Annotated in this window: 22 protein-coding genes; 6 read left to right on the top strand and 16 right to left on the bottom strand. The window is 46.1% G+C overall.

What is annotated here, in order from left to right; genetic code table 11:
* Window positions 1–13 precede the first annotated feature (13 nt).
* From MKZ04_RS09125 to MKZ04_RS09135, 3 genes are all read right to left on the bottom strand, one after another.
* Window positions 14–2,401, bottom strand: a complete 2,388-nt coding sequence (locus MKZ04_RS09125; RefSeq protein WP_341045725.1) for a DNA internalization-related competence protein ComEC/Rec2 — start codon at window positions 2,399–2,401, stop codon at window positions 14–16.
* Window positions 2,402–2,405: 4 nt separating this feature from the next.
* Entirely contained in the window at window positions 2,406–2,975 is a 570-nt protein-coding gene (locus MKZ04_RS09130; protein WP_020452273.1) for a ComE operon protein 2, read from the bottom strand.
* A gap of 68 nt (window positions 2,976–3,043) precedes the next feature.
* Window positions 3,044–3,673: a helix-hairpin-helix domain-containing protein gene (locus tag MKZ04_RS09135; RefSeq protein WP_149169689.1), complete on the bottom strand. Its 630-nt coding sequence runs from the start codon at window positions 3,671–3,673 to the stop codon at window positions 3,044–3,046.
* 82 nt (window positions 3,674–3,755) lie between these two features.
* Here MKZ04_RS09135 and comER point away from each other — a divergent pair, with 82 nt between their 5' ends.
* Entirely contained in the window at window positions 3,756–4,577 is an 822-nt protein-coding gene (gene comER / locus MKZ04_RS09140; RefSeq protein WP_262481445.1) for a late competence protein ComER, read from the top strand.
* 70 nt (window positions 4,578–4,647) lie between these two features.
* Here the strand turns inward: comER and MKZ04_RS09145 are convergent, their stop codons facing one another.
* Genes MKZ04_RS09145 through MKZ04_RS09180 form a run of 8 tightly spaced genes read right to left on the bottom strand, consistent with a single transcriptional unit; the run spans window position 4,648 to window position 9,673 of the window.
* On the bottom strand, window positions 4,648–5,403 hold the full coding sequence (locus tag MKZ04_RS09145; RefSeq protein ID WP_023855255.1) for a class I SAM-dependent DNA methyltransferase: 756 nt from the start codon (window positions 5,401–5,403) through the stop codon (window positions 4,648–4,650).
* Window positions 5,400–5,756 (bottom strand): ribosome silencing factor, encoded by a 357-nt coding sequence (gene rsfS, locus MKZ04_RS09150; RefSeq protein ID WP_023855256.1) that lies wholly within the window; start codon window positions 5,754–5,756, stop codon window positions 5,400–5,402. The genes MKZ04_RS09145 and rsfS overlap by 4 nt, the downstream gene beginning before the upstream one ends.
* A 13-nt stretch (window positions 5,757–5,769) precedes the next feature.
* Window positions 5,770–6,333, bottom strand: coding sequence for a bis(5'-nucleosyl)-tetraphosphatase (symmetrical) YqeK (gene yqeK, locus MKZ04_RS09155; RefSeq protein WP_023855257.1), 564 nt, complete (start codon window positions 6,331–6,333; stop codon window positions 5,770–5,772).
* Window positions 6,323–6,892, bottom strand: a complete 570-nt coding sequence (locus MKZ04_RS09160) for a nicotinate-nucleotide adenylyltransferase (protein WP_025811125.1) — start codon at window positions 6,890–6,892, stop codon at window positions 6,323–6,325. Before MKZ04_RS09160 ends, yqeK begins: the two co-directional genes overlap by 11 nt.
* An 18-nt stretch (window positions 6,893–6,910) precedes the next feature.
* Complete coding sequence (gene yhbY, locus MKZ04_RS09165) at window positions 6,911–7,201, bottom strand: ribosome assembly RNA-binding protein YhbY (protein WP_003183704.1); 291 nt, start codon at window positions 7,199–7,201, stop codon at window positions 6,911–6,913.
* Complete coding sequence (gene aroE, locus MKZ04_RS09170; protein ID WP_020452280.1) at window positions 7,195–8,031, bottom strand: shikimate dehydrogenase; 837 nt, start codon at window positions 8,029–8,031, stop codon at window positions 7,195–7,197. Before aroE ends, yhbY begins: the two co-directional genes overlap by 7 nt.
* A gap of 19 nt (window positions 8,032–8,050) precedes the next feature.
* On the bottom strand, window positions 8,051–9,151 hold the full coding sequence (gene yqeH / locus MKZ04_RS09175) for a ribosome biogenesis GTPase YqeH (protein WP_023855259.1): 1,101 nt from the start codon (window positions 9,149–9,151) through the stop codon (window positions 8,051–8,053).
* Between the two features lie 3 nt (window positions 9,152–9,154).
* Complete coding sequence (locus MKZ04_RS09180) at window positions 9,155–9,673, bottom strand: YqeG family HAD IIIA-type phosphatase (RefSeq protein ID WP_020452282.1); 519 nt, start codon at window positions 9,671–9,673, stop codon at window positions 9,155–9,157.
* Window positions 9,674–10,041: 368 nt separating this feature from the next.
* On the opposite strand from MKZ04_RS09180, the gene MKZ04_RS09185 reads away from it, so the two are divergent.
* The gene (locus tag MKZ04_RS09185; RefSeq protein WP_003183713.1) at window positions 10,042–10,182 is read left to right on the top strand and encodes a sporulation histidine kinase inhibitor Sda; all 141 of its coding nucleotides are present in this window, start codon (window positions 10,042–10,044) and stop codon (window positions 10,180–10,182) included.
* A 114-nt stretch (window positions 10,183–10,296) separates the two neighbouring features.
* On the opposite strand, the gene MKZ04_RS09190 is transcribed toward MKZ04_RS09185, so the two are convergent.
* The 4 genes from MKZ04_RS09190 to MKZ04_RS09205 all read right to left on the bottom strand — a co-directional run bounded on the left by MKZ04_RS09190 (window position 10,297) and on the right by MKZ04_RS09205 (window position 12,570).
* The gene (locus tag MKZ04_RS09190) at window positions 10,297–10,452 is read right to left on the bottom strand and encodes a hypothetical protein (protein WP_023855260.1); all 156 of its coding nucleotides are present in this window, start codon (window positions 10,450–10,452) and stop codon (window positions 10,297–10,299) included.
* Window positions 10,453–10,529: 77 nt separating this feature from the next.
* Window positions 10,530–11,261, bottom strand: coding sequence for an SGNH/GDSL hydrolase family protein (locus MKZ04_RS09195; RefSeq protein WP_020452283.1), 732 nt, complete (start codon window positions 11,259–11,261; stop codon window positions 10,530–10,532).
* A gap of 144 nt (window positions 11,262–11,405) precedes the next feature.
* A complete protein-coding gene (locus tag MKZ04_RS09200; protein ID WP_026579267.1) occupies window positions 11,406–12,167 on the bottom strand; it encodes a GNAT family N-acetyltransferase in 762 nt (253 codons plus the stop codon).
* A gap of 31 nt (window positions 12,168–12,198) precedes the next feature.
* Complete coding sequence (locus MKZ04_RS09205; protein WP_025811122.1) at window positions 12,199–12,570, bottom strand: DUF2294 domain-containing protein; 372 nt, start codon at window positions 12,568–12,570, stop codon at window positions 12,199–12,201.
* 307 nt (window positions 12,571–12,877) lie between these two features.
* On the opposite strand from MKZ04_RS09205, the gene fdhF reads away from it, so the two are divergent.
* Complete coding sequence (gene fdhF / locus MKZ04_RS09210; RefSeq protein ID WP_035338391.1) at window positions 12,878–15,817, top strand: formate dehydrogenase subunit alpha; 2,940 nt, start codon at window positions 12,878–12,880, stop codon at window positions 15,815–15,817.
* Window positions 15,818–15,838: 21 nt separating this feature from the next.
* Window positions 15,839–16,318 carry a DUF1641 domain-containing protein gene (locus MKZ04_RS09215; protein WP_025811120.1) on the top strand — a complete coding sequence of 160 codons (480 nt, stop codon included), beginning with the start codon at window positions 15,839–15,841 and terminating at the stop codon, window positions 16,316–16,318.
* Window positions 16,319–16,394: 76 nt separating this feature from the next.
* On the opposite strand, the gene MKZ04_RS09220 is transcribed toward MKZ04_RS09215, so the two are convergent.
* Window positions 16,395–16,574, bottom strand: a complete 180-nt coding sequence (locus tag MKZ04_RS09220; protein ID WP_023855265.1) for a hypothetical protein — start codon at window positions 16,572–16,574, stop codon at window positions 16,395–16,397.
* A 272-nt stretch (window positions 16,575–16,846) separates the two neighbouring features.
* Here MKZ04_RS09220 and sigK point away from each other — a divergent pair, with 272 nt between their 5' ends.
* Complete coding sequence (sigK, locus tag MKZ04_RS09225) at window positions 16,847–17,572, top strand: RNA polymerase sporulation sigma factor SigK (RefSeq protein ID WP_023855266.1); 726 nt, start codon at window positions 16,847–16,849, stop codon at window positions 17,570–17,572.
* A 664-nt stretch (window positions 17,573–18,236) separates the two neighbouring features.
* Window positions 18,237–18,716 carry a hypothetical protein gene (locus MKZ04_RS09230; RefSeq protein WP_023855267.1) on the top strand — a complete coding sequence of 160 codons (480 nt, stop codon included), beginning with the start codon at window positions 18,237–18,239 and terminating at the stop codon, window positions 18,714–18,716.
* Window positions 18,717–18,727 lie beyond the last annotated feature (11 nt).

Consider the following 18,727-nt stretch of genomic DNA (forward strand, 5'->3'; position numbering starts at 1 on the left):
CATGGACACCGCTTTACTCTCCGTCAGGCAAGCGGCTTTTTGACGGCTGCTGTTTTTCAGCAGTCTTTTTTTCTTGCGAGGAATGTACTTTATCATATGGGGGATGAAGTAAAAACGTTCCGTTTCCGCCTCGAAATAGGTACTGAATCGAACCGTGCTGATCCGTTCTGAATACTTTCACATGGTGGCGGTTTAAGATATCCAGCACTTCCCCGTGGGGATGGCCGTAGCGGTTGTGCTCTCCCGCCGAAATGATGGCTGCTTTCGGCTCAATTTGCTTAATCAGATCTTCCCCCGTAGAACCTTTGCTTCCATGGTGACCGACTTTCAGAATATCCGCTTTAAGATTCGGATACACTTTCATCATCTCATTTTCACCTTCCTTCTCCAAATCGCCCGTTAACAGCCACGAAAATTCGCCAGCTTTCAGCCACAACACGAGGGAACCGTTGTTTTTGCTGTTTTTGTCCGCCTCTTTCGGTGAAAGAACATAAAATTCAAGATTGCCAATATGAAGGATGTCACCTCTTTTGGCTACATGCACCTTGACGCCTTCTTTCAAGGCAAGGCGAAGCAGCTTTTCATCAGACGGTTCGGCTGCGAAGCCTTTCGGCACGATCAATTGCTTGACTTTATGTTTTTGGATCAGCACTTGAGCTTCACCAATATGATCCTGATCAGCATGAGTCAAAATTAAAGCATCGAGCTTCTTGACTCCTTTGGATGCCAGAAATGGCATTAATACGCTCTCTCCCAGGGAAAAATCCTTTTTCCGCTTTCTCCACTGCTCTTTCCGGAAGGATACGGTTCCTCCCGTATCAATGAAGACGGTACCATTCTGACCGGGAGCGCTGACATACATGCTGTCACCTTGGCCGATATCAAGTATTGTGACCTCTCCTTCTCCTGCAAACTGAGGAAGACATACGTGAATAGCAAACACAGCGGCAAGGAAGCCGGACGAAATCATGACCGCACGAAACGACATCTCTTTTTCAAGAAACAGCAAAAACAGAAAAATAGCTGCGAAGTAGAAAAACAACAAAATATCCGGCGGTTTAACCGCAGAAAAAACGAAAATATCCGCGGCAGACACCGATTTAACAGCCTGATGGCTCCACACAAGCAGATGGTCCAGCACACAGGCTGCCGCCTCCCCGAGAGGACGAAAACATATGAAAGCCAACAGACTTCCGAAAGACAGCGGCATGATGATAAAAATATAGAGAGGTATGAAAAGCAGATTCATCACTGTGCTGAGAAATGAAAACTCTTGAAAATGGATGAGCAGGATCGGAAGGGAGGCGAGCTGAGCCAAAAATGACCCCAATAGCAGTTGAGAGATTCGGCTTTTCGGCTTGATCAATATTTCTTTTGAAAGAATGAAAACGAAGGATACGGCAAAAGAAAGCTGAAATCCGGCTTGAAATAGCAGATAAGGATGATACAACAGCAGTCCGAGGCAGGCGATGCTGATCACATCGGCGCTTTTGAAGTTCTCATTGGACAGTGATGCCAGCAGATAGATTTCAGACATGAGAATCGCCCTCACTACCGACGGGGCGCCTCCGGTCAAAACTGCCGCAACGGGTAGCCCGAAAACGAGCAGCCATTTGGCGCATTCTCTCGTCAAACCGAAGCGAATAAATACGTGGAACAGAGCGGCCGACAACAGACCGACATGAAGCCCGGAAATCGCTAAAAGGTGAATGATCCCGAGACGCTGATAGCCGTCCAGCACATCTTGTTCAATGAGAAACCGGTCCCCGAAAGTAAGCGCTCTTACAATACCGGCAGCCGGATTAGCCATATTTTCTTCTGTAAAATCAAGGCCCGCTTTTCGGATGTTCAATAGAAATGGCATAAGACCGCCGCCCGGCTTGCAGTTTTCAATGGACTGAACCGCAAATATCCAGTGAATCCCTTTTTGATACAAGGATTCTTTTTGATCAAAAGTTCCAGGAACCGTCTCTTTTTTCGGCGCTCTTAATTCACCTTGCATGACACAGAGGCTTCCCGGCTGAAGAGCGGAGAGCGCCCGTTTTTCTTGCGGAGACCGGATCGTATAGCCCGCTTTCAAAGCTTCCCCCTTATCTGTTTCGGCTGTGAATGAAAGCCGGTTTCCGTCTATTATGGGGATATCCCGAACAGAAGCAAACGTGTGAAATTTGCCTTCATGATAAATCGTTGTATTGAAATGGTCAATCATGTAAAAAGAGGTGAAATATAAAATACAAATCGCTGCACATATGATGAAAAGGAGTATTTGTTTCTTGAAGAAACAGAGGATAAAGAACAGAAAAAAACCGACGGCGAGGAAGAGATAAAGAGAAGAGTGAGCGGAGGCGATTCCGGCTGCCGCTGAAATCGCTCCGCACGGGAAGATGCGATGTCTGTCCATTGGATTACACGTAGCTTGTAAACAGTTTGTTAGCCTCTGCGTGTATTTTCCTGATTTCCTCTTCCTCAAGGCCTTTATCAGCCAGCTGTTTGATCAGATCGGCCACAAACGATAACTTTTCCTGGTTTTTTAAGTCGATAATCATCTCATCGAGCTCTACCTGCTCCACTTTAACAGAAGCCTGATCGAAAAGTTCAACCGCGTAAGGATGGTTTTTGTAATCCTTCGCATAGTATATCGTTTTAATACCTGCCTGAATGATCGATTTACAGCATTGAATGCACGGAAAATGCGTGACATATATTTCAGCGCCTTCGGTCGGAACGCCGAATTTTGCACACTGAAGAATCGCGTTCATCTCGGCGTGAATCGTTCTGATGCAATGCCCGTCCACCATATAGCAGCCTTCATCCGCACAGTGAACACCTCCGGCGATCGATCCGTTGTAGCCTCCTGCGATAATCCGTTTATCCCTGACAATCGTCGCCCCTACAGCAAGCCTTGTACACGTGCTGCGAAGCGCCAGCAAATGGCTTTGCGCCATAAAATATTGATCCCAAGAAATCCGTTCCACTTGTTTTCCCTCCAAAAATACGATGTCGACTTCCCTAAGTTTACATATGTTTATCCGCAAACGTCAATTTACTTTACCGTGATGGAAGATTTTATTCTTTCAAAAGACTTTTCTCCAATTCCCGAAACGTTTGTTATGTCTTCAATCGTCTGAAACATTCCGTTCTCCTCGCGGTATTCGACTACCGCTTCCGCTTTTGAAGGACCGATCCCGGGAATCGTCTGAAGCTCCGCAGAGGAAGCCGTATTGATATTGACGATATCACTTGAGCTGCCGTCTGCTCTTGAGTCCGCTTCCGAAAGAGAGCCAGCGGCCTCTTCCCCTTCAAATGGAATGTAAAGAACCATACCGTCCCGCAAAACGGCTGCCAGATTAATCTGCTTTTGGTCCGCTTTTTTCTCGGTGCCGCCTGCTTTTTTCAATGCATCGTGCACCCTGTCTCCCTCCTTCATTTGATAGACGCCCGGATTTTTCACAGCGCCTTTCAAATCGATGATAACCTCCTCTTCCCCCGCGTTTTTTTCCCGCTTCACCTCCTCTTTCTTGTCAAAAGTCTGTGCAGAAGCCTCTTCAGGAATGGAGAAGCCGGATGAAGTTTCACGCTTTCCGCTTAACAGCATGAAGGCAGCGCTGATGATCAAGACGAGTGCCACACCTCCCGCCGCATGCCATTTATATTGTTTTAGCCAATCTGTCAAACTGCTCACCTGCTTTCATACATATTTTGACTGAAGCCTTCATATCGTTTAAAAGATACAGGTTCAAAGGAGGGGAGAACGATTGAAAATCGGCTTTATCGGGACAGGAAATATGGGGACCATTTTAATTGAGGCGTTGATTGAATCCAGAGCGGTCATTCCCTCATCTTTAACAATTACTAACCGAACGATCGACAAAGCGTTAAACATAAAAAAACGATTCCCAGACATTCAGGTTGCAGAACGGCCGGAAGAAGTGATCACGGAAAGTGATGCCGTGTTTATCTGTGTAAAGCCGCTGGATATTTATCCTTTGCTAAAGCGGCTCTCACCCGTCTTCACCCGCGATCAGATTGTGGTCACCATTACGAGTCCGGTGCAGGTCGAACAGCTGGAAGCCATCGTCTCCTGCCAGGCGGCAAGGGTGATCCCGAGCATTACGAACAGAGCGTTGTCTGGCGTGTCATTATTGACTTTCGGAGAAAGCTGCACAGCTGAGGCAAAAGAAAAATTGACGGCTTTAGTGAGCAAGATCTCAATCCCTCTTGAAATCGAAAGCGGGATTACGAGGGTCGCCTCAGACATTGTCAGCTGCGGCCCCGCCTTTGTCAGTTATTTGGTTCAGGAGTTTATTCAGGCCGCTGTAGAAGAAACCTCCGTCTCAAAAGAAGACGCGATTTTAATGACGACAGAAATGCTGGTTGGTTTGGGAAGGCTGCTCGAAACAGGGCATTACACATTGCCCGCCCTGCAGGAAAAGGTGTGCGTTAAAGGCGGTGTAACCGGTGAGGGAATTAAGGCGCTGGAAAGCGGCGTTCAGGATATGTTCCGCCAGATGTTCCGGAACACCCATTTGAAGTATGAAGAAGATATCGCTCTAGTCAAGAAGCAATTTTCCGTTTGATTCATTGTTTCACGAACGCGCTGAGATTTTCAACAAAGGAAAAATACATTATGAAAAACCATCGTTACGATTAAACGATGGTTTTTGTTTTTTTCGCTGTATAAAAATGACGTTCCGACTCTGCGCCAGGCTCCAATTTTGAAAAATCGGCAGTCACGCACTGCACCTCAAATCCGGCTTGCCGCAATAAGCTGATATACTTTTCCGTCTGGAAAGTCCGCTGTTCATGCGATTCATCAAACCTTTCGTATACGCCTCCGCTTTCTACGAAGAAGGTCAAATCGTGAACAGCTGAATGAGGCTCATCCCCCGCATAGCTTTGCCAAATGACGCTGACTTCTTCATCCTGATCGGCATACGTACTTCCCGGAAAAATGACATCCATTTTGTAAATGGAATGAACATCAAACAGAAGAAGCCCGCCTTCTTTTAATAGAGAAAAAACGTTTTTAAAAGTATTGAAAACGTCTTTTTCGCTCTTTAGATAATTCAGCGAGTCACAGCAGATCACAACCGCGTCAAACTCTTGCCCATGCCCGGCAAGCTCGCGCATATCCTGCTGAAAGAACTGAATATCGAGCTGCCGAACGGCTGCTTTGTACTGAGCCTGTGCAAGCATATCTTCGCTAATATCGATTCCTGTGACATCGTAGCCTTTTTCAGCCAAGCGGACCGATATTTCACCCGTTCCGCACGCCAGATCAAGTATCCGTATACGTTCTTTCTGCTGTGCACCGATCGTTTTTTCAATCCAGCTGACCCACTCATCGTAAGGAGCGTGAGACATCAGCTTGTCATAAATACCGGAAAATCCTTTATAAATCATTCATTAACTCCGAATGAAAGGTCTTCAGTCGGCGCGTCTCCCCACAGCTTTTCAAGGTTGTAATAGCCTCGTTCCTCTTTGTGGAAAACGTGGACAACGACATCGCCCAAATCGATCAAAACCCATCTGGCTTCGTCAAAGCCCTCCATTTTCTTCACATTGATTCCATTTTCTTCAGCTTGATCCTTAATTTCCCGGGCAATGGCCTGAACCTGTTTGTCAGAATTCCCGTGGCAAATCAGAAAATAATCAGCCACAAGGGAAATCCCCTGCATATTCAAGGCGATCATATCTTCCGCCCGTTTATCATCGCAGGCCTCTGCGGCAATTTTTAAAATTGAAGCTTGATCCATTCAGTAATTCCTCCTAGTGTCTATCGTTTACTAAAGCATTATATGTGGCGACCGTTTCCGGATAAACGGCCTGATTTTTTGAAATTAAAAATGTCATCGTATTTTTCAACGCCTGGATAAGCGCCAAATCCAAATCTTCTTCAGCGAGAGTCCGAACCTCTTCAACCCCTGGAAAACGGCGGCCCGGCTCGATATAATCCGCTACATAAATCACTTTCTCAAGAAGCGTCATATTCGGCCTCCCAGATGTATGGAATCGAATGGCTGACAGGATGTCTTCATCCGTAATTCCAACCTCTGTTTTGACAAGCGCGGCTCCTGCCGGCGCATGCCAAAGTTCATGATGAAAATCGAGCACTTCAAGCGGCCCGCCCCCGTTGAGGATGATTTGTTTCATTTCCTCTTTCGGGCGAAATTTGGCATAGTCATGAAATATCGCGGCGATTTCGGCTTTTTTCACATCTGCGCCAAACCGTTCGGCAAGTTGGACAGCCGTCTCCATTACGCCGACCGTATGGATGTAGCGCTGTTCTGTCAGCTGTTCTTGCACGCAGGCTAAGGCTTCCTCACGTTTCATATAGATGATTCTCCTTCACATAGACCTTCACTTCGTCAGGGATTAAATAATCTGTCGGCTGCTGATTTTTAATGCGGTCCCTAAGTAAAGATGATGATACTTCAAAAATAGGCACATCGACAAAAACGAGCGGATACGGCGTCTCAATTTGAAAGCCGGGCCGTTTCACCCCGACAAATTGAATCATGTTGACAAGCTTGTCAATGTTTGACCATTTCGGCAGGTATTCCACCATATCCGCGCCGATAATAAAGTAAAACTTATCGTTTGGATATCGGTCTTTCAGCAGGCGAACGGTATCAAATGTATAAGAAGGGCCTTCCCTTTCGAGTTCGATCGTCTCCAATTTAAATTGCTCTTTCCCCGATATGGCAAGCTTCAGCATTTCCGCCCTGTGCATACTTAGCGAAAACGAGTTTTTTTGTTTATGCGGCGGAATTTGGTTGGGCATGAACCAAATTTCATCAAGATCCAGTTTATACAGGACTTCATTTGCCATTAATAAATGCCCGTTGTGCGGAGGATCAAATGTCCCTCCAAAAATCCCGATTTTCCTCATGATTACCACCTTTAAGCGTTAAGGAAGCTCAATTTTTTTATTTTCTTTCGACTCCTTATACAGCACGATAATGTTTCCGATCGTCTGCACCAGTTCGGCGCGTGCTCCGCCCGCCAGCGCTTCGGCTACTTCCTCTTTAGGCTGCTCGCAGTTTTGCAGCACGCTCACCTTGATTAATTCCCTGGCTTCAAGCGCTTCACTGATTTGTTTGACCATGTTTTCGTTGACTCCGCCTTTACCGACTTGAAAAATCGGTGACAGATGATGCGCTTCCCGGCGCAAATAGCGTTTTTGTTTTCCTGTTAGCATGATTTTCCTCCTAGTTGCTGCAACACAATTGATTTCATTTTTTCCATATTAGGCTCATGTCCGGTCCACAGCTCAAAAGCAAGGGCTGCCTGGCCGATGAACATGCCGACTCCGTCCAATGTTTTCAAGCCTTTTGCTTCAGCCTCCTGCAGCAGGGCCGTTTTCAGCGGATTGTAGATAATATCGCATACAAGGCACGTTTCTTTCGCATTCGCCAATGAAAGCGGGGCAGCTTCGATGTTCGGGTGCATCCCGACCGACGTCGTTTGAATCACGATATCATATGCTGACAAGTCTGCTTCTGCTTCCTGCAACGACAAAGCACGTGCCTCTCCTTCAAAACGCTTAGTGAATGCTAGTGCCTTTTCAGGTGTACGATTCGCCACGTCCAGCTGCTTCGGCATCTCAGCTGCCAGAGTGGTAAATATCGCCCTCGCCGCACCGCCTGCCCCAATCAACAGTATCGAGAGCTCAGAAAGCGGACGATCAAGGGATGGCTTCAGCGATTTAAGAAATCCTGCTCCATCTGTATTATATCCGACCAGCCCTTCTTTTTCTCTTCTGACAGTGTTGACCGCCCCGAGAGCTTCGGCGCTTTCATCAATACGGTCGAGATGCTTCATGATCGATACTTTATGGGGGACCGTCACATTAAACCCTTGAATGCCAAGGGCCCGCATACCTTTCACAGCATCTTCAAGATCTTCGTTTTCCACGCGAAAAGCGTGATAATGTCCTTCTAAAGAAAGATCCTCCAAAGCCGCATTATGGATGTCCGGAGACATGGAATGAGCCACCGGATTGCCAATCAGTCCGTACATCGGTTTCATAACTCTCTCCCCTTAGCACTTATATTAGAGATCTGCGTAAAAACACGTGAACGCCTTTAGGCGCGTGGGCGACAATTTTTTGGTTCGCCTCTTGGACAGTTACCCAGCCGAGGCCCGAGAACACAACGTCCGTTTTCGGCTCTTTAATCGTAAACGTATGTTTAACAAGCTCTGGAAACGAGTCAAGATCTTCTTTTGCAGGGGGAGCAAGCATTTCCCCAGCGTGCTTTTCATACAGCTGATCCGCGTTTTCAAGCTTTGTTCTGTGGATATTGAGTTCATTCGGCATATAGCATACAAACGAAGATCTGCCTCCGCTTGCATAATCAAACCGCGACAATCCGCCGAAAAACAGCGTCTGTTCTTCGTTCAGCTGAAAGGTGCGGGGCTTTAGCTCCTTCTTCGGCGTTAATATTTTCAGATCGCGTTTCGCGACATAGTGCGCCATTTGATGATGGTTGATGATTCCCGGCGTATCATACATCGCCGATCCGTCATCCAGAGGAATTTCAATCGCGTCAAGCGTTGTCCCCGGATATTGAGATGTCGTAATGATGTCGCCCTCTCCGGAAACCTCTTTAATAATCCGATTGATAAACGTTGATTTTCCTACGTTCGTACACCCGACGACATATACGTCTTTGCCCTGTCTGTAATGTTCGATCGCGTCGATCGCATCTTTCATCCCCTGCCCGCGCCCGGCGCTGACGAGCAGCACATCAACAGGCCTTAAGCCGAGCTCTTTCGCTTCGCGCTTCATCCAGTTTACAAGGCGCTCGCGCTTGACTGATTTAGGGAGAATGTCTGCTTTGTTTCCTATTAATAAGATCGGATTGCCTCCGACAAAGCGGTTTAAGCCGTTGATCCAGCTTCCGTTGAAATCAAAGATGTCGACGATTTTCACGATAAGCGAATCCGTTTCCCCGATGCCGTGCAGGATTTTCAAAAAGTCATCGTCCGTCAGTGAAACATCCTGAATTTCGTTATAATTTTTCAATCTGAAGCAGCGCTGGCAGATGACATTATCTTTTAACAGCGATGCTTCAGGCGCGTAGCCCAGTTTATTTTTATCTTCGGTTTGAATGGCGACTCCGCATCCGATACAAACTACCTTTTCCATTCTTTAATCCTCCCACTGAATATGGCCTTTCCGTTTTAAAGCGCTGAGAATTCTGCGTTCCACCTGGCGGTTGAAACGCGTAAAAAAGCCGTCGGAAGCAGCCACAGGCACGACAAGAATGGTATGGAACCCATTGCGGTTCCCTCCCAGCACATCTGTCATGAGCTGATCTCCTATGACAACGACGTCTTCTTTTTTAAGACCCATATTTTTGACGGCTTTTCTGAAAGCTCTGCCCATCGGCTTTTTCGCTTTGTAAATAAACGGGATATTAAGCGGTTCAGAAAATATTTTAACGCGTTTTTCATTATTATTTGAGACAATTGTCACTTTAATGCCGTGCTCTTTCATCTCTTCAAACCACTCGATGAGACGCGGTGTCGCACTAGGCCTGTCCCATTCTACAAGCGTGTTGTCCAAATCCGTAATAATCCCTTTTACATTGCGCTCTTTTAGTTTTTCAGGGGTAATATGAAAAATATTTTTTACAAATTCATCCGGCAAAAAGAACTTTTTTAACACAAAGCCGCACCCTTTCCTTTCAATTACTGCTTCTTTTTTCAATGTGTCGAAACAAATCTAAAAGTGTCTTAAAAAATCGGCTGTCCGAAAAGTTTTCGACATATAATAGGATTCTTCAACAGGTGTGGATAAAATTACACACAGTATCCACTCATATTTCATCGACCTTTTATTAAATTATAAACATGATACCCACAAGTTATCCACTTTTTGGTGTGGATAACAGAACGATTGTTCTCGCCCAATATTCATGATAGATTATAGGTACTTCAAACAAAGATCATATAACTTAACATTTTATGCTTATTCCAAACAGGTTATTCCAATTTTTATGAGGAGGTGTCTTCCCCATTAAATGGGTACCGAGTATGAAAAAGCTGTCTGATGAACTTTTAATAGAATCATACATTAAAGCAAATGAGATGAATTTGAACCGCGAATTCATCGAGCTGATTGAAACCGAAATCAAAAGAAGGTCGCTCGGTCATCTGCTTTCCGTCTCTTCATAGCTCAAGCACTCCCGAGCGCTCTTGCCGCTTTTTTTCACTTAGGTTGATATTATATCACTTGAATAATACGCTTACTACTGTTTTTCATGAAAAAACACCTCTCTAAAAGAGGTGCTATTTGAAGAATCCGTGAGGACTAAGCCAGTAGAACCCGCCGATGACGAGCAGGACGACTAAAAGGACGACAACGAACGCATATCCGTATGCGGCGCCTGCATATCCGGGATAAGCCGGGTACGAACACGGACCAGCGGGAAAAGGATATCCCATCGCATCATTCCTCCTTTAGACTGTTATAGTAACAGCCTATGAAGAAAAAGGAGAAATGGCTAGGCCTTTTACTTAAATCAAGAAGTTTTTATAACTTTACTTTCATTAATTCCTTCAAAAATAATTCGCGCGCCTTTTGGGGTTAAGTGATTTCCCGATGGGTCGATAAACCCCGAATGGATCAGCTTCTCATCTGTAGCTCCGCCTGCTTTTTTCACGATGTTTTTCCAGTTGTCGATCAGCGGAACATCAAGTTCACGCGCCGTTTCCCTTGTGACATCATTATAGGAATCGTGCCATTTGCGCGCTCCTCCATATTTTTCAAACGAAGCAGCCCGGTATCTTGCATAATAAAAGATGTTGTCCCCGCTTCCTTCGACGATCGGCAGGCACGTCATTAATATCGGCTCTATTCCGCGGCGGCGGCTTTCTTTAACAAAATAATAGAGGTTTTCTTTAAACCTTTTTTTGGATACGCGCGGCAGCCCTTTCGCAAGAATTGCTGCATCATTTGTTCCGAACATGATAAAAAGATATGCCGGCTGCTCATCCAGCACATCCTTCCTGAACCGAAGCCTGGCGTCTTCTGTCGTTTCTCCGCCTATTCCCGCATTATTTATTTTGTACTGCCCTTGAAGGGAAGTCTGAAGTAAATTGACCCATTTTTCCGCTTTTGGATAATCGCGAAATTGCCAATTTGAGCCGCGTGTATTGCTGTCTCCAAATGCTACGACTTTTCTGGGATCGTCCTCTCCGCAGCCTGCAAGCAGAAGCAGAAAGATGAGGACCATCACCAAGCTTTTTTTCATTCGTTCCACCTCCAAAAGCCAATACTACGATCATATAGGAGAGAAGCTGCACTTTCAATGGGAGAAATCTCTGCCATCCTGCAAGCGTTTAGTCCTTACTATGCATTTAACCTGTCCCCCCTGTTTAAAAACATTCGTATTGGTTCACGGTTTTCCGACAAACAATGAATATGTTTTGACAGGTCGAAAGCCTAATTTTTCAGCGAGGCGAATCGATGCAACGTTTTGCCGGTCGCAATCCCAGCGCGGTTTCAAGCGGTTCTCTATTGCATACGCGATAAAGGCGCCGGCACAGCGGGCTGCAAACCCACGTCCCCTGTAATCCGGGTGTGTTACGATATCAACTTCGGCAAAGCGTTCCGAACAAAAAATGGTGACACATTCACTGGCGATCACACCTTCATGCGACACTTTAAATCCGAAACCGTTCTTCAAAAAACGGCCTGGCCCTCCCCAATACTCAATCGCGTATTTTTCCGTGAAATTCGCGCTTTTTCGAAAGTCATCTTCAGAAAATCTTTCAACACCGGCAAATGCGGCACTGCGAACATATTCCTCTTTTCCAAGGAAAAATGACACGCGCTCCATTTGCTGCAGAGGATCGCCAAGCCCCCCGATTAAAAAGGCGTCCCACTCCTCAGAAGCCGAAAACACGGTAAAGCGCGCTCCGTTCCTCTGTTCATTCAAATAATGAAGCCATTCGCTCCTTCCGCTGTCGGGGATATCTCCAGCGACATAATAAATCCCGGCAGCTGTTCGAAAAAGAACAGTGGCCGGTGTGAAGAAATCATCGACATAAACGTTTCCTTCGATAAGTCCTTCGGCTATCGCATGCGCGAATGTCGGACTTTCGTCTGTTAACAAAACCTTTGCTTTTCGTTTTTCACTCGATTTCAGTTCAATCATCATGACTCCCCCTCGAACTTGAGACCGATCGTCAAGCCCCGCTGGCTGATTCGGTGCCGTATTCAATATTGCGGTCAAAGATAAAAACAGACACCGCAATATCCTCCTGAATTTTGATGTCTGTAAAAAGGTGCTCGAGCTTCGCTCCGATGAGCTGCTCCATTCCTTCCGGCACGTGATTGGAGTAGTGTTTCTGAATCAGGGTCGTCCTTGCGGCATGGACCATTTCCCTTCCCTCCGACGTGCTTGCGATAAATTGCTCGCTCGCCGTCAAATTGCCGTAAAGCGTCGAAACTGCCATATTGTCGACAAAGACCGTGTGAATCCGTTCAGGCCCCTTGCCAAACAGCTCTTTTCGAAGCTTGCGGATCATATCGTTGAATTCGTGGATTTTTTTAGACATCATGCATACCCCTTCCGTTTAAACCTTCCATCTGTCTCGATGTCCCCTTAGACATTTCACTTGGTTAAAATTTTCCTATTCTATTGAATTATAATCAATATCACTTTATAATAAAAGCCGGGCTGATGGATTTGTAATACCGTCGTGTTATGAATCTATCGAATTCTGACAATATAGGATTGGTCTGTTAGTAAGCTTTGCTAGTAAACTATTCCGCCATGTATGTTTATACCGCTTTCCACGCCAGGATTCGGTATATATGTACATGGCTTTTTTGATTTTGAAAAGATGATGGAGGGGAATAAAGATGGACGGAAAGCCAATCAGTGTCCGGATAGACGGCAAAGAAATTAAAGCAGCGGCCGGGGCAACCGTTTTAGACATATTGAACAAAAACGGGTTTGAACACCCGCAAATATGCCATGTTCCAGAGACGGATCCTATTCAAACGTGTGATACCTGCATTGTGGAAGCAGACGGAAAATTAAAGCGGGCATGCTCCCTGCGGGCAGAAGACGGAATGACGGTCAGCCTGTCTGGAGAACGGGTCAAAGCGGCACAAAAAGAAGCAATGGACCGCCTGCTCGAAAACCATTTGCTTTATTGTACGGTATGCGACAACAACAACGGCAACTGTACGCTACATAATACGGCAGAAATGATGGGAATCGAAGAGCAGAAATACCCTTACACGCCAAAAGAAGACCCGTCTTGCGCAGTCGATATGTCGCATCCCTTTTACCGCTATGATCCGAATCAGTGCATCGCATGCGGACAATGTGTTGAAGTGTGCCAAAACCTGCAGGTCAATGAGACGCTCTCAATTGACTGGGAGCGTGACCGTCCGCGGGTGATCTGGGATGAAGGCGTTTCAATCAACGAGTCATCATGTGTCAGCTGCGGGCAGTGTGTCACGGTTTGTCCGTGCAATGCGTTAATGGAAAAATCGATGCTTGGAAAAGCCGGGTTCATGACAGGCATCAAACCGGATGTCATGGAGCCGATGATCGACCTTGTCAAAGATGTAGAGCCGGGATACAGCAGCATCTTTGCCGTTTCAGAAGTCGAGGCGGCGATGCGTTCACAGCGGATCAAAAAGACAAAGACCGTCTGTACATTTTGCGGTGTCGGCTGTTCATATGAAGTATGGACAAAAGGCCGTGACATCTTAAAAATTCAGCCGGTGTCAGAAGCTCCCGTCAACGCCATTTCGACGTGTGTGAAAGGGAAATTCGGATGGGATTTCGTAAATGCGGAAGAGCGTTTGACCAAACCGCTGATCCGCAAAAATGACGAATTTGTCGAATCAACTTGGGAAGAAGCGCTTGACTACGTCGCCCGCAGATTAGGCTCAATTCGGGAGCAGAGCGGAAAAGACGCCGTCGGGTTTATTTCGTCTTCAAAAATTACGAATGAAGAAAACTACTTGATGCAAAAGCTGGCGCGGCAAGTATTTGGCACGAACAATGTCGACAACTGCTCGCGGTACTGCCAGTCTCCGGCAACGGACGGATTGTTCCGCACAGTCGGCATGGGCGGCGATGCTGGCACCATTCAAGACATCGCGAAAGCAGGCCTCGTCATCATCGTCGGCGCCAACCCGGCCGAAGGCCACCCGGTACTGGCAACCCGTGTGAAGCGCGCCCATAAGCTTCACGGACAAAAGCTGATCGTCGCTGACCTTCGCAAAAACGAAATGGCCGAACGCTCGGATCTGTTTATCAGACCGCGGCAAGGAACTGATCAAGTATGGCTGATGGCCGTGACCAAGTATATGATTGACCAAGGCTGGCACGATCAAGCGTTTATCAATGAAAACGTCAATTTCTTTGAAGAATATAAGCAATCGCTTGAGACATACACCCTTGAATATGCAGAAAAAATCACAGGCATCAATCAACAGACGCTGATCCAAATCGCTGAGATGATCCGCGACGCCGACGGTACGTGCGTCCTCTGGGGAATGGGAGTCACCCAAAACACAGGCGGTTCCGACACGTCCGCCGCGATTTCAAACCTGCTTTTAGCTACCGGTAATTACCGCCGCCCGGGCGCTGGGGCGTACCCGCTCCGCGGCCATAACAATGTCCAGGGCGCATGCGACATGGGGACGCTCCCCGGCTGGCTTCCGGGATATCAGCACATTACAGATGACAAAGCGCGGAAAAAGTTCGAAAAAGCTTACGGCACAACAATCAACGAGAAACCCGGACTTGACAACATCGAAATGCTTCACGCCGTTGAAGAAGGCAAAATGAAAGCTATGTATATCGTCGGAGAAGATATGGCATTAGTCGATTCAAACGCAAACCGGGTCCATGACATTTTATCAAGCCTTGATTTCCTTGTGGTTCAGGATATGTTCCTTTCGAAAACAGCCCAATACGCCGACGTTGTTCTCCCTGCGTCAGCTTCGCTTGAAAAAGAAGGAACTTTTACAAACACGGAAAGACGCGTCCAGCGATTGTATCAGGCCCTTTCGCCGCTCGGAGACGCAAAGCCGGACTGGGTCATCATTCAAGACATCGCAAACCGGCTTGGAGCTGACTGGCATTACAGCCACCCGGGAGATATTTTTTCAGAAATGGCAAGCCTGTCACCGCTGTTCGCAAAGGCCGATTATGATGCAATTGAAGGATGGAACAGCTTCCTGTGGGGCAGCCTGACCGGAGAAAGCACACCTCTTTTATATGAAGACGGCTTTAACTTCCCTGACCGGAAAGCGCGCTTTGCCCTCGCAGACTGGACAGAGCCGGCCGAATTCCCTGAAGAATACGACCTTCACATTAACAACGGCCGAATGCTGGAGCATTTTCACGAAGGAAATATGACGAACAAATCGGCAGGCATCCAGGCGAAAGTGCCGGACGTCTTTGTTGAAGTCTCGCCTGAGCTTGCCAAAGACAGGGGCATCTGCGACGGATCGCAGGTCAGACTGATCTCGCCGTTTGGCGCCGTAAAATTAACCGCGCTTGTGACAGACCGGGTTAGAGCGAACGAGTTGTATTTGCCGATGAACTCGACAGATAAAGAATCCGCGATCAATTTCTTGACCGGCCCCGCAGTAGATGCGCGTACCAATACACCTGCTTACAAGCAGACAAAGGTGCGTATGGAAGTGCTCGGCGGATGCGCAGAACCGCCGCTTCCGAAAACAAATCCGCGCAATAAGAAACGCCATCCGCAAAACGGAGCTGAAGTCGAGCGGAAATGGAAGCGACCGGGATACGTTCATTTAACAGACTAAATCAAAAGGAGGTCATCACACATGGCAGCTCCCATCACCGCCATCCGCAAAGAAGACAAATCTGAGGAGCAAATGAAGCTTGAAAAATTAGAAGAACTCAAAACCCTTTTGGCTGAACAGGAAGCCGCCGTTTCAAAAACGATGAAGCTTCTCGGCGAACTGAACGGCCTCGGGGTTCTTGATGCCGCAGACAGCATGATCGGCGCAAAGGAAGATATCGCCAAAATCGTCCTCGGCCAGCTGTCTAAAGAGCCGGCCAAAAACCTGATGAATACAGCCATTGCGGCAGGCGGCGCTCTCTCCAAAGCCGAACCGGAAGTCATGGGGAAACTGGTAGAAAGCATCGTCGCCGGCACAAAACAAGGAGAAGACTTTTTAAAAAGCGATAAAAAAACCGGGGTCCTCGATCTGCTGAAAGCCATGAACGACCCTGACATCAACCGAGCCGTCGGCTTCGGTCTGCAATTTTTAAAAGGCATGGGAAAAGCATTGAAAGACTGACAAATAAGAAAACCGGCTCACCACTTTGAGCCGGTTTTTCCTATTGGCGATAGAAGCACCGTCGCTTTCTACCGCCTCATTTGCTGTGTGTTTCATCTTTTTTATTCAGCGATTCTTTTAAAATATTAAAAACTGCCACTGCAATAACGACAGTCATTAACCCTGTCGTCAGCAGATTTGGGAAGGTTTCCTGAACCCCGATCATGACCACGCTCAGCACAATCAACGAAAGTATGAACAGACGTTTGTTTTTCATCTGCCGCACCGGACTAACTGATTGATAGCGTTTACCCTATGGTGAACCGTCCGGCACCCTCACCTCCTTGCCTTTATTATCCCGCTATTGTTAACTTTTGTAAACGATTAAAAAATGGAAGCGGTTGCGAAAACAAGCGGCTGCATGCCGAACAGAACGCCGAAATATTTGGCAGTCCGGCAATTTTGCCGCGTACAGACACAGACATCCCCCCTCCCACATACATTTACATATAGGCTTCTGCCTACATACATTATGTGGAGGTGCCGATAATGACAGGTGTTTTTGCAGCGCTCGGTTATGTCATCAAGGAACTCGTTTTTTTAGTATCATATGTGAAAAACAATGCCTTTCCACAGCCGCTGTCAAGCAGTGACGAAAAAAAGTACTTGGAGCTGATGGCCCAGGGGGATGAACACGCGAGAAACATGCTGATCGAGCATAACCTCCGGCTGGTCGCCCACATCGTCAAAAAATTCGAAAACACAGGCGAAGATGCAGAAGACCTGATTTCCATTGGAACGATCGGGCTGATCAAAGCGATCGAAAGCTATTCAGCCGGAAAAGGAACAAAGCTCGCCACTTATGCGGCACGGTGTATAGAAAACGAGATTCTCATGCATTTGCGCGCATTGAAAAAAACGAAAAAAGACGTCTCCCTCCATGACCCGATCGGCCAGGACAAAGAAGGCAACGAAATCAGCCTCATCGATGTCCTCAAATCGGAAAACGAAGACGTCATCGACACCATCCAGCTCAACATGGAGCTTGAAAAAGTCAAAAAATACATCGACATTCTGGACGGACGGGAAAAGGAAGTCATCGTCGGCAGATTTGGCCTTGATTTGAAGAAAGAAAAAACGCAGCGCGAAATCGCGAAGGAGCTTGGGATTTCGCGGAGCTATGTGTCGCGGATTGAAAAGCGCGCGCTGATGAAGATGTTTCATGAGTTTTATCGGGCGGAGAAGGAGAAGCGGAAGCGTGCGAAGGGAAAATAAAATATAAGAAGGCCAGGAAGTAGATAACCCTGGTCTTTTTTTGCTTATTTAAATCGCAAACTACTTTGAAAGGGCAGAATCTGTACCAATTGCTAGTTACCTACAACACTAGAAGTATAAATCTATAGCTACAGCCTCCACTGTGTCGAATATAGGGGGAACTTAATAAGGTTCCTCCTCCTTTTTTAAGAGTAAAAGTATTATAGCACCTCTCTCCCAAAATAATAGGCTTTAACATTGCTAAAGGTCAATTGAGTTTGGTTTTAGAAAACTTATTTGGCCTTTATGAAATTAGTCATCACTAAGCCTTTAACCTGCACTGATTGAGTCCTGGTAAAGTTCATTAGAAAGTCTTATTTTGATTAAAAATAGATTATTAAACAAAAGGCGAAAGGGAAGGTAGAGATGGAAGGGGATAATATTTATTAGTACATTATTCTCCTCTTATAAAGAGTCTCATATGACAGATAAGCTATACACAATTATATTTTTTGAACTTTTTAATAATGTAAATAAATATTATTCCTTTTTCCTATTTACCCATATTTTTACTACTGATAGAATAATCACAAGGAGGTGGGAATTCATACCAAAGCAAACAATTACAGGTTGTAACCTAAATACATAGTCACTGGTTTGCTACTAATTATACGTAGAGGAGGAAATGATTATCAATAGACTAGCTAAAGGATTCATAGTAATAGCTTCTTTAGCCCTTGGCTCTACTTCCTTTGTCCAGTCATCTCAAGCTAAGGAAAATGATGAGATTGATACTAATGCCACTGGAACATCCGTACCCATTGTTTATACTGTAGATAGTCTGTTCACACCAAAGGTTGAATTACAAAATAAAAACTCTGCTACAAAGCCTGTTAAAGATGCTATCCGGGCAGTTCTAAAGAATAAAGCAAAGCTTTTTCAACTTGTAGAAAGGCTTGCAGGAAAGAAAGTAAGAAATGAACTTGAAGAAAGGTTTACAAAGTATATAGAACCCGTACTAAAAGACCTTTTAGATGAGTATTATGCCTTTGGGTGGTCTGATGTCCAAAATAAGCTATATAATTCGCTTAAAAAATCAGGACTTTCTAACATAAATGCCAAAGTTTTAGCATATTGGACAACCATTGCAATTAAATCGTTTTAAAATTATTCATA

Source organism: Bacillus sp. FSL W7-1354 (assembly GCF_038002405.1).
GTDB lineage: Bacteria > Bacillota > Bacilli > Bacillales > Bacillaceae > Bacillus > Bacillus paralicheniformis.

What these genes read in the sequence shown, in the direction of transcription:
- MKZ04_RS09220 (WP_023855265.1), bottom strand. Translation starts at nt 16,574, where the DNA reads ATGAAAAACAAACGTCTGTTCATACTTTCGTTGATTGTGCTGAGCGTG.
- MKZ04_RS09205 (WP_025811122.1), bottom strand. Translation starts at nt 12,570, where the DNA reads ATGTCTAAAAAAATCCACGAATTCAACGATATGATCCGCAAGCTTCGA.
- MKZ04_RS09230 (WP_023855267.1), top strand. Translation starts at nt 18,237, where the DNA reads ATGATTATCAATAGACTAGCTAAAGGATTCATAGTAATAGCTTCTTTA.
- sigK (WP_023855266.1), top strand. Translation starts at nt 16,847, where the DNA reads ATGACAGGTGTTTTTGCAGCGCTCGGTTATGTCATCAAGGAACTCGTT.
- MKZ04_RS09145 (WP_023855255.1), bottom strand. Translation starts at nt 5,403, where the DNA reads ATGATTTATAAAGGATTTTCCGGTATTTATGACAAGCTGATGTCTCAC.
- MKZ04_RS09215 (WP_025811120.1), top strand. Translation starts at nt 15,839, where the DNA reads ATGGCAGCTCCCATCACCGCCATCCGCAAAGAAGACAAATCTGAGGAG.
- yqeK (WP_023855257.1), bottom strand. Translation starts at nt 6,333, where the DNA reads ATGAAACGTGAGGAAGCCTTAGCCTGCGTGCAAGAACAGCTGACAGAA.
- rsfS (WP_023855256.1), bottom strand. Translation starts at nt 5,756, where the DNA reads ATGGATCAAGCTTCAATTTTAAAAATTGCCGCAGAGGCCTGCGATGAT.
- MKZ04_RS09160 (WP_025811125.1), bottom strand. Translation starts at nt 6,892, where the DNA reads ATGAGGAAAATCGGGATTTTTGGAGGGACATTTGATCCTCCGCACAAC.
- yhbY (WP_003183704.1), bottom strand. Translation starts at nt 7,201, where the DNA reads ATGCTAACAGGAAAACAAAAACGCTATTTGCGCCGGGAAGCGCATCAT.
- aroE (WP_020452280.1), bottom strand. Translation starts at nt 8,031, where the DNA reads ATGAAACCGATGTACGGACTGATTGGCAATCCGGTGGCTCATTCCATG.
- yqeH (WP_023855259.1), bottom strand. Translation starts at nt 9,151, where the DNA reads ATGGAAAAGGTAGTTTGTATCGGATGCGGAGTCGCCATTCAAACCGAA.
- MKZ04_RS09190 (WP_023855260.1), bottom strand. Translation starts at nt 10,452, where the DNA reads ATGGGATATCCTTTTCCCGCTGGTCCGTGTTCGTACCCGGCTTATCCC.
- MKZ04_RS09185 (WP_003183713.1), top strand. Translation starts at nt 10,042, where the DNA reads ATGAAAAAGCTGTCTGATGAACTTTTAATAGAATCATACATTAAAGCA.
- MKZ04_RS09200 (WP_026579267.1), bottom strand. Translation starts at nt 12,167, where the DNA reads ATGATTGAACTGAAATCGAGTGAAAAACGAAAAGCAAAGGTTTTGTTA.
- MKZ04_RS09195 (WP_020452283.1), bottom strand. Translation starts at nt 11,261, where the DNA reads ATGAAAAAAAGCTTGGTGATGGTCCTCATCTTTCTGCTTCTGCTTGCA.
- fdhF (WP_035338391.1), top strand. Translation starts at nt 12,878, where the DNA reads ATGGACGGAAAGCCAATCAGTGTCCGGATAGACGGCAAAGAAATTAAA.
- MKZ04_RS09125 (WP_341045725.1), bottom strand. Translation starts at nt 2,401, where the DNA reads ATGGACAGACATCGCATCTTCCCGTGCGGAGCGATTTCAGCGGCAGCC.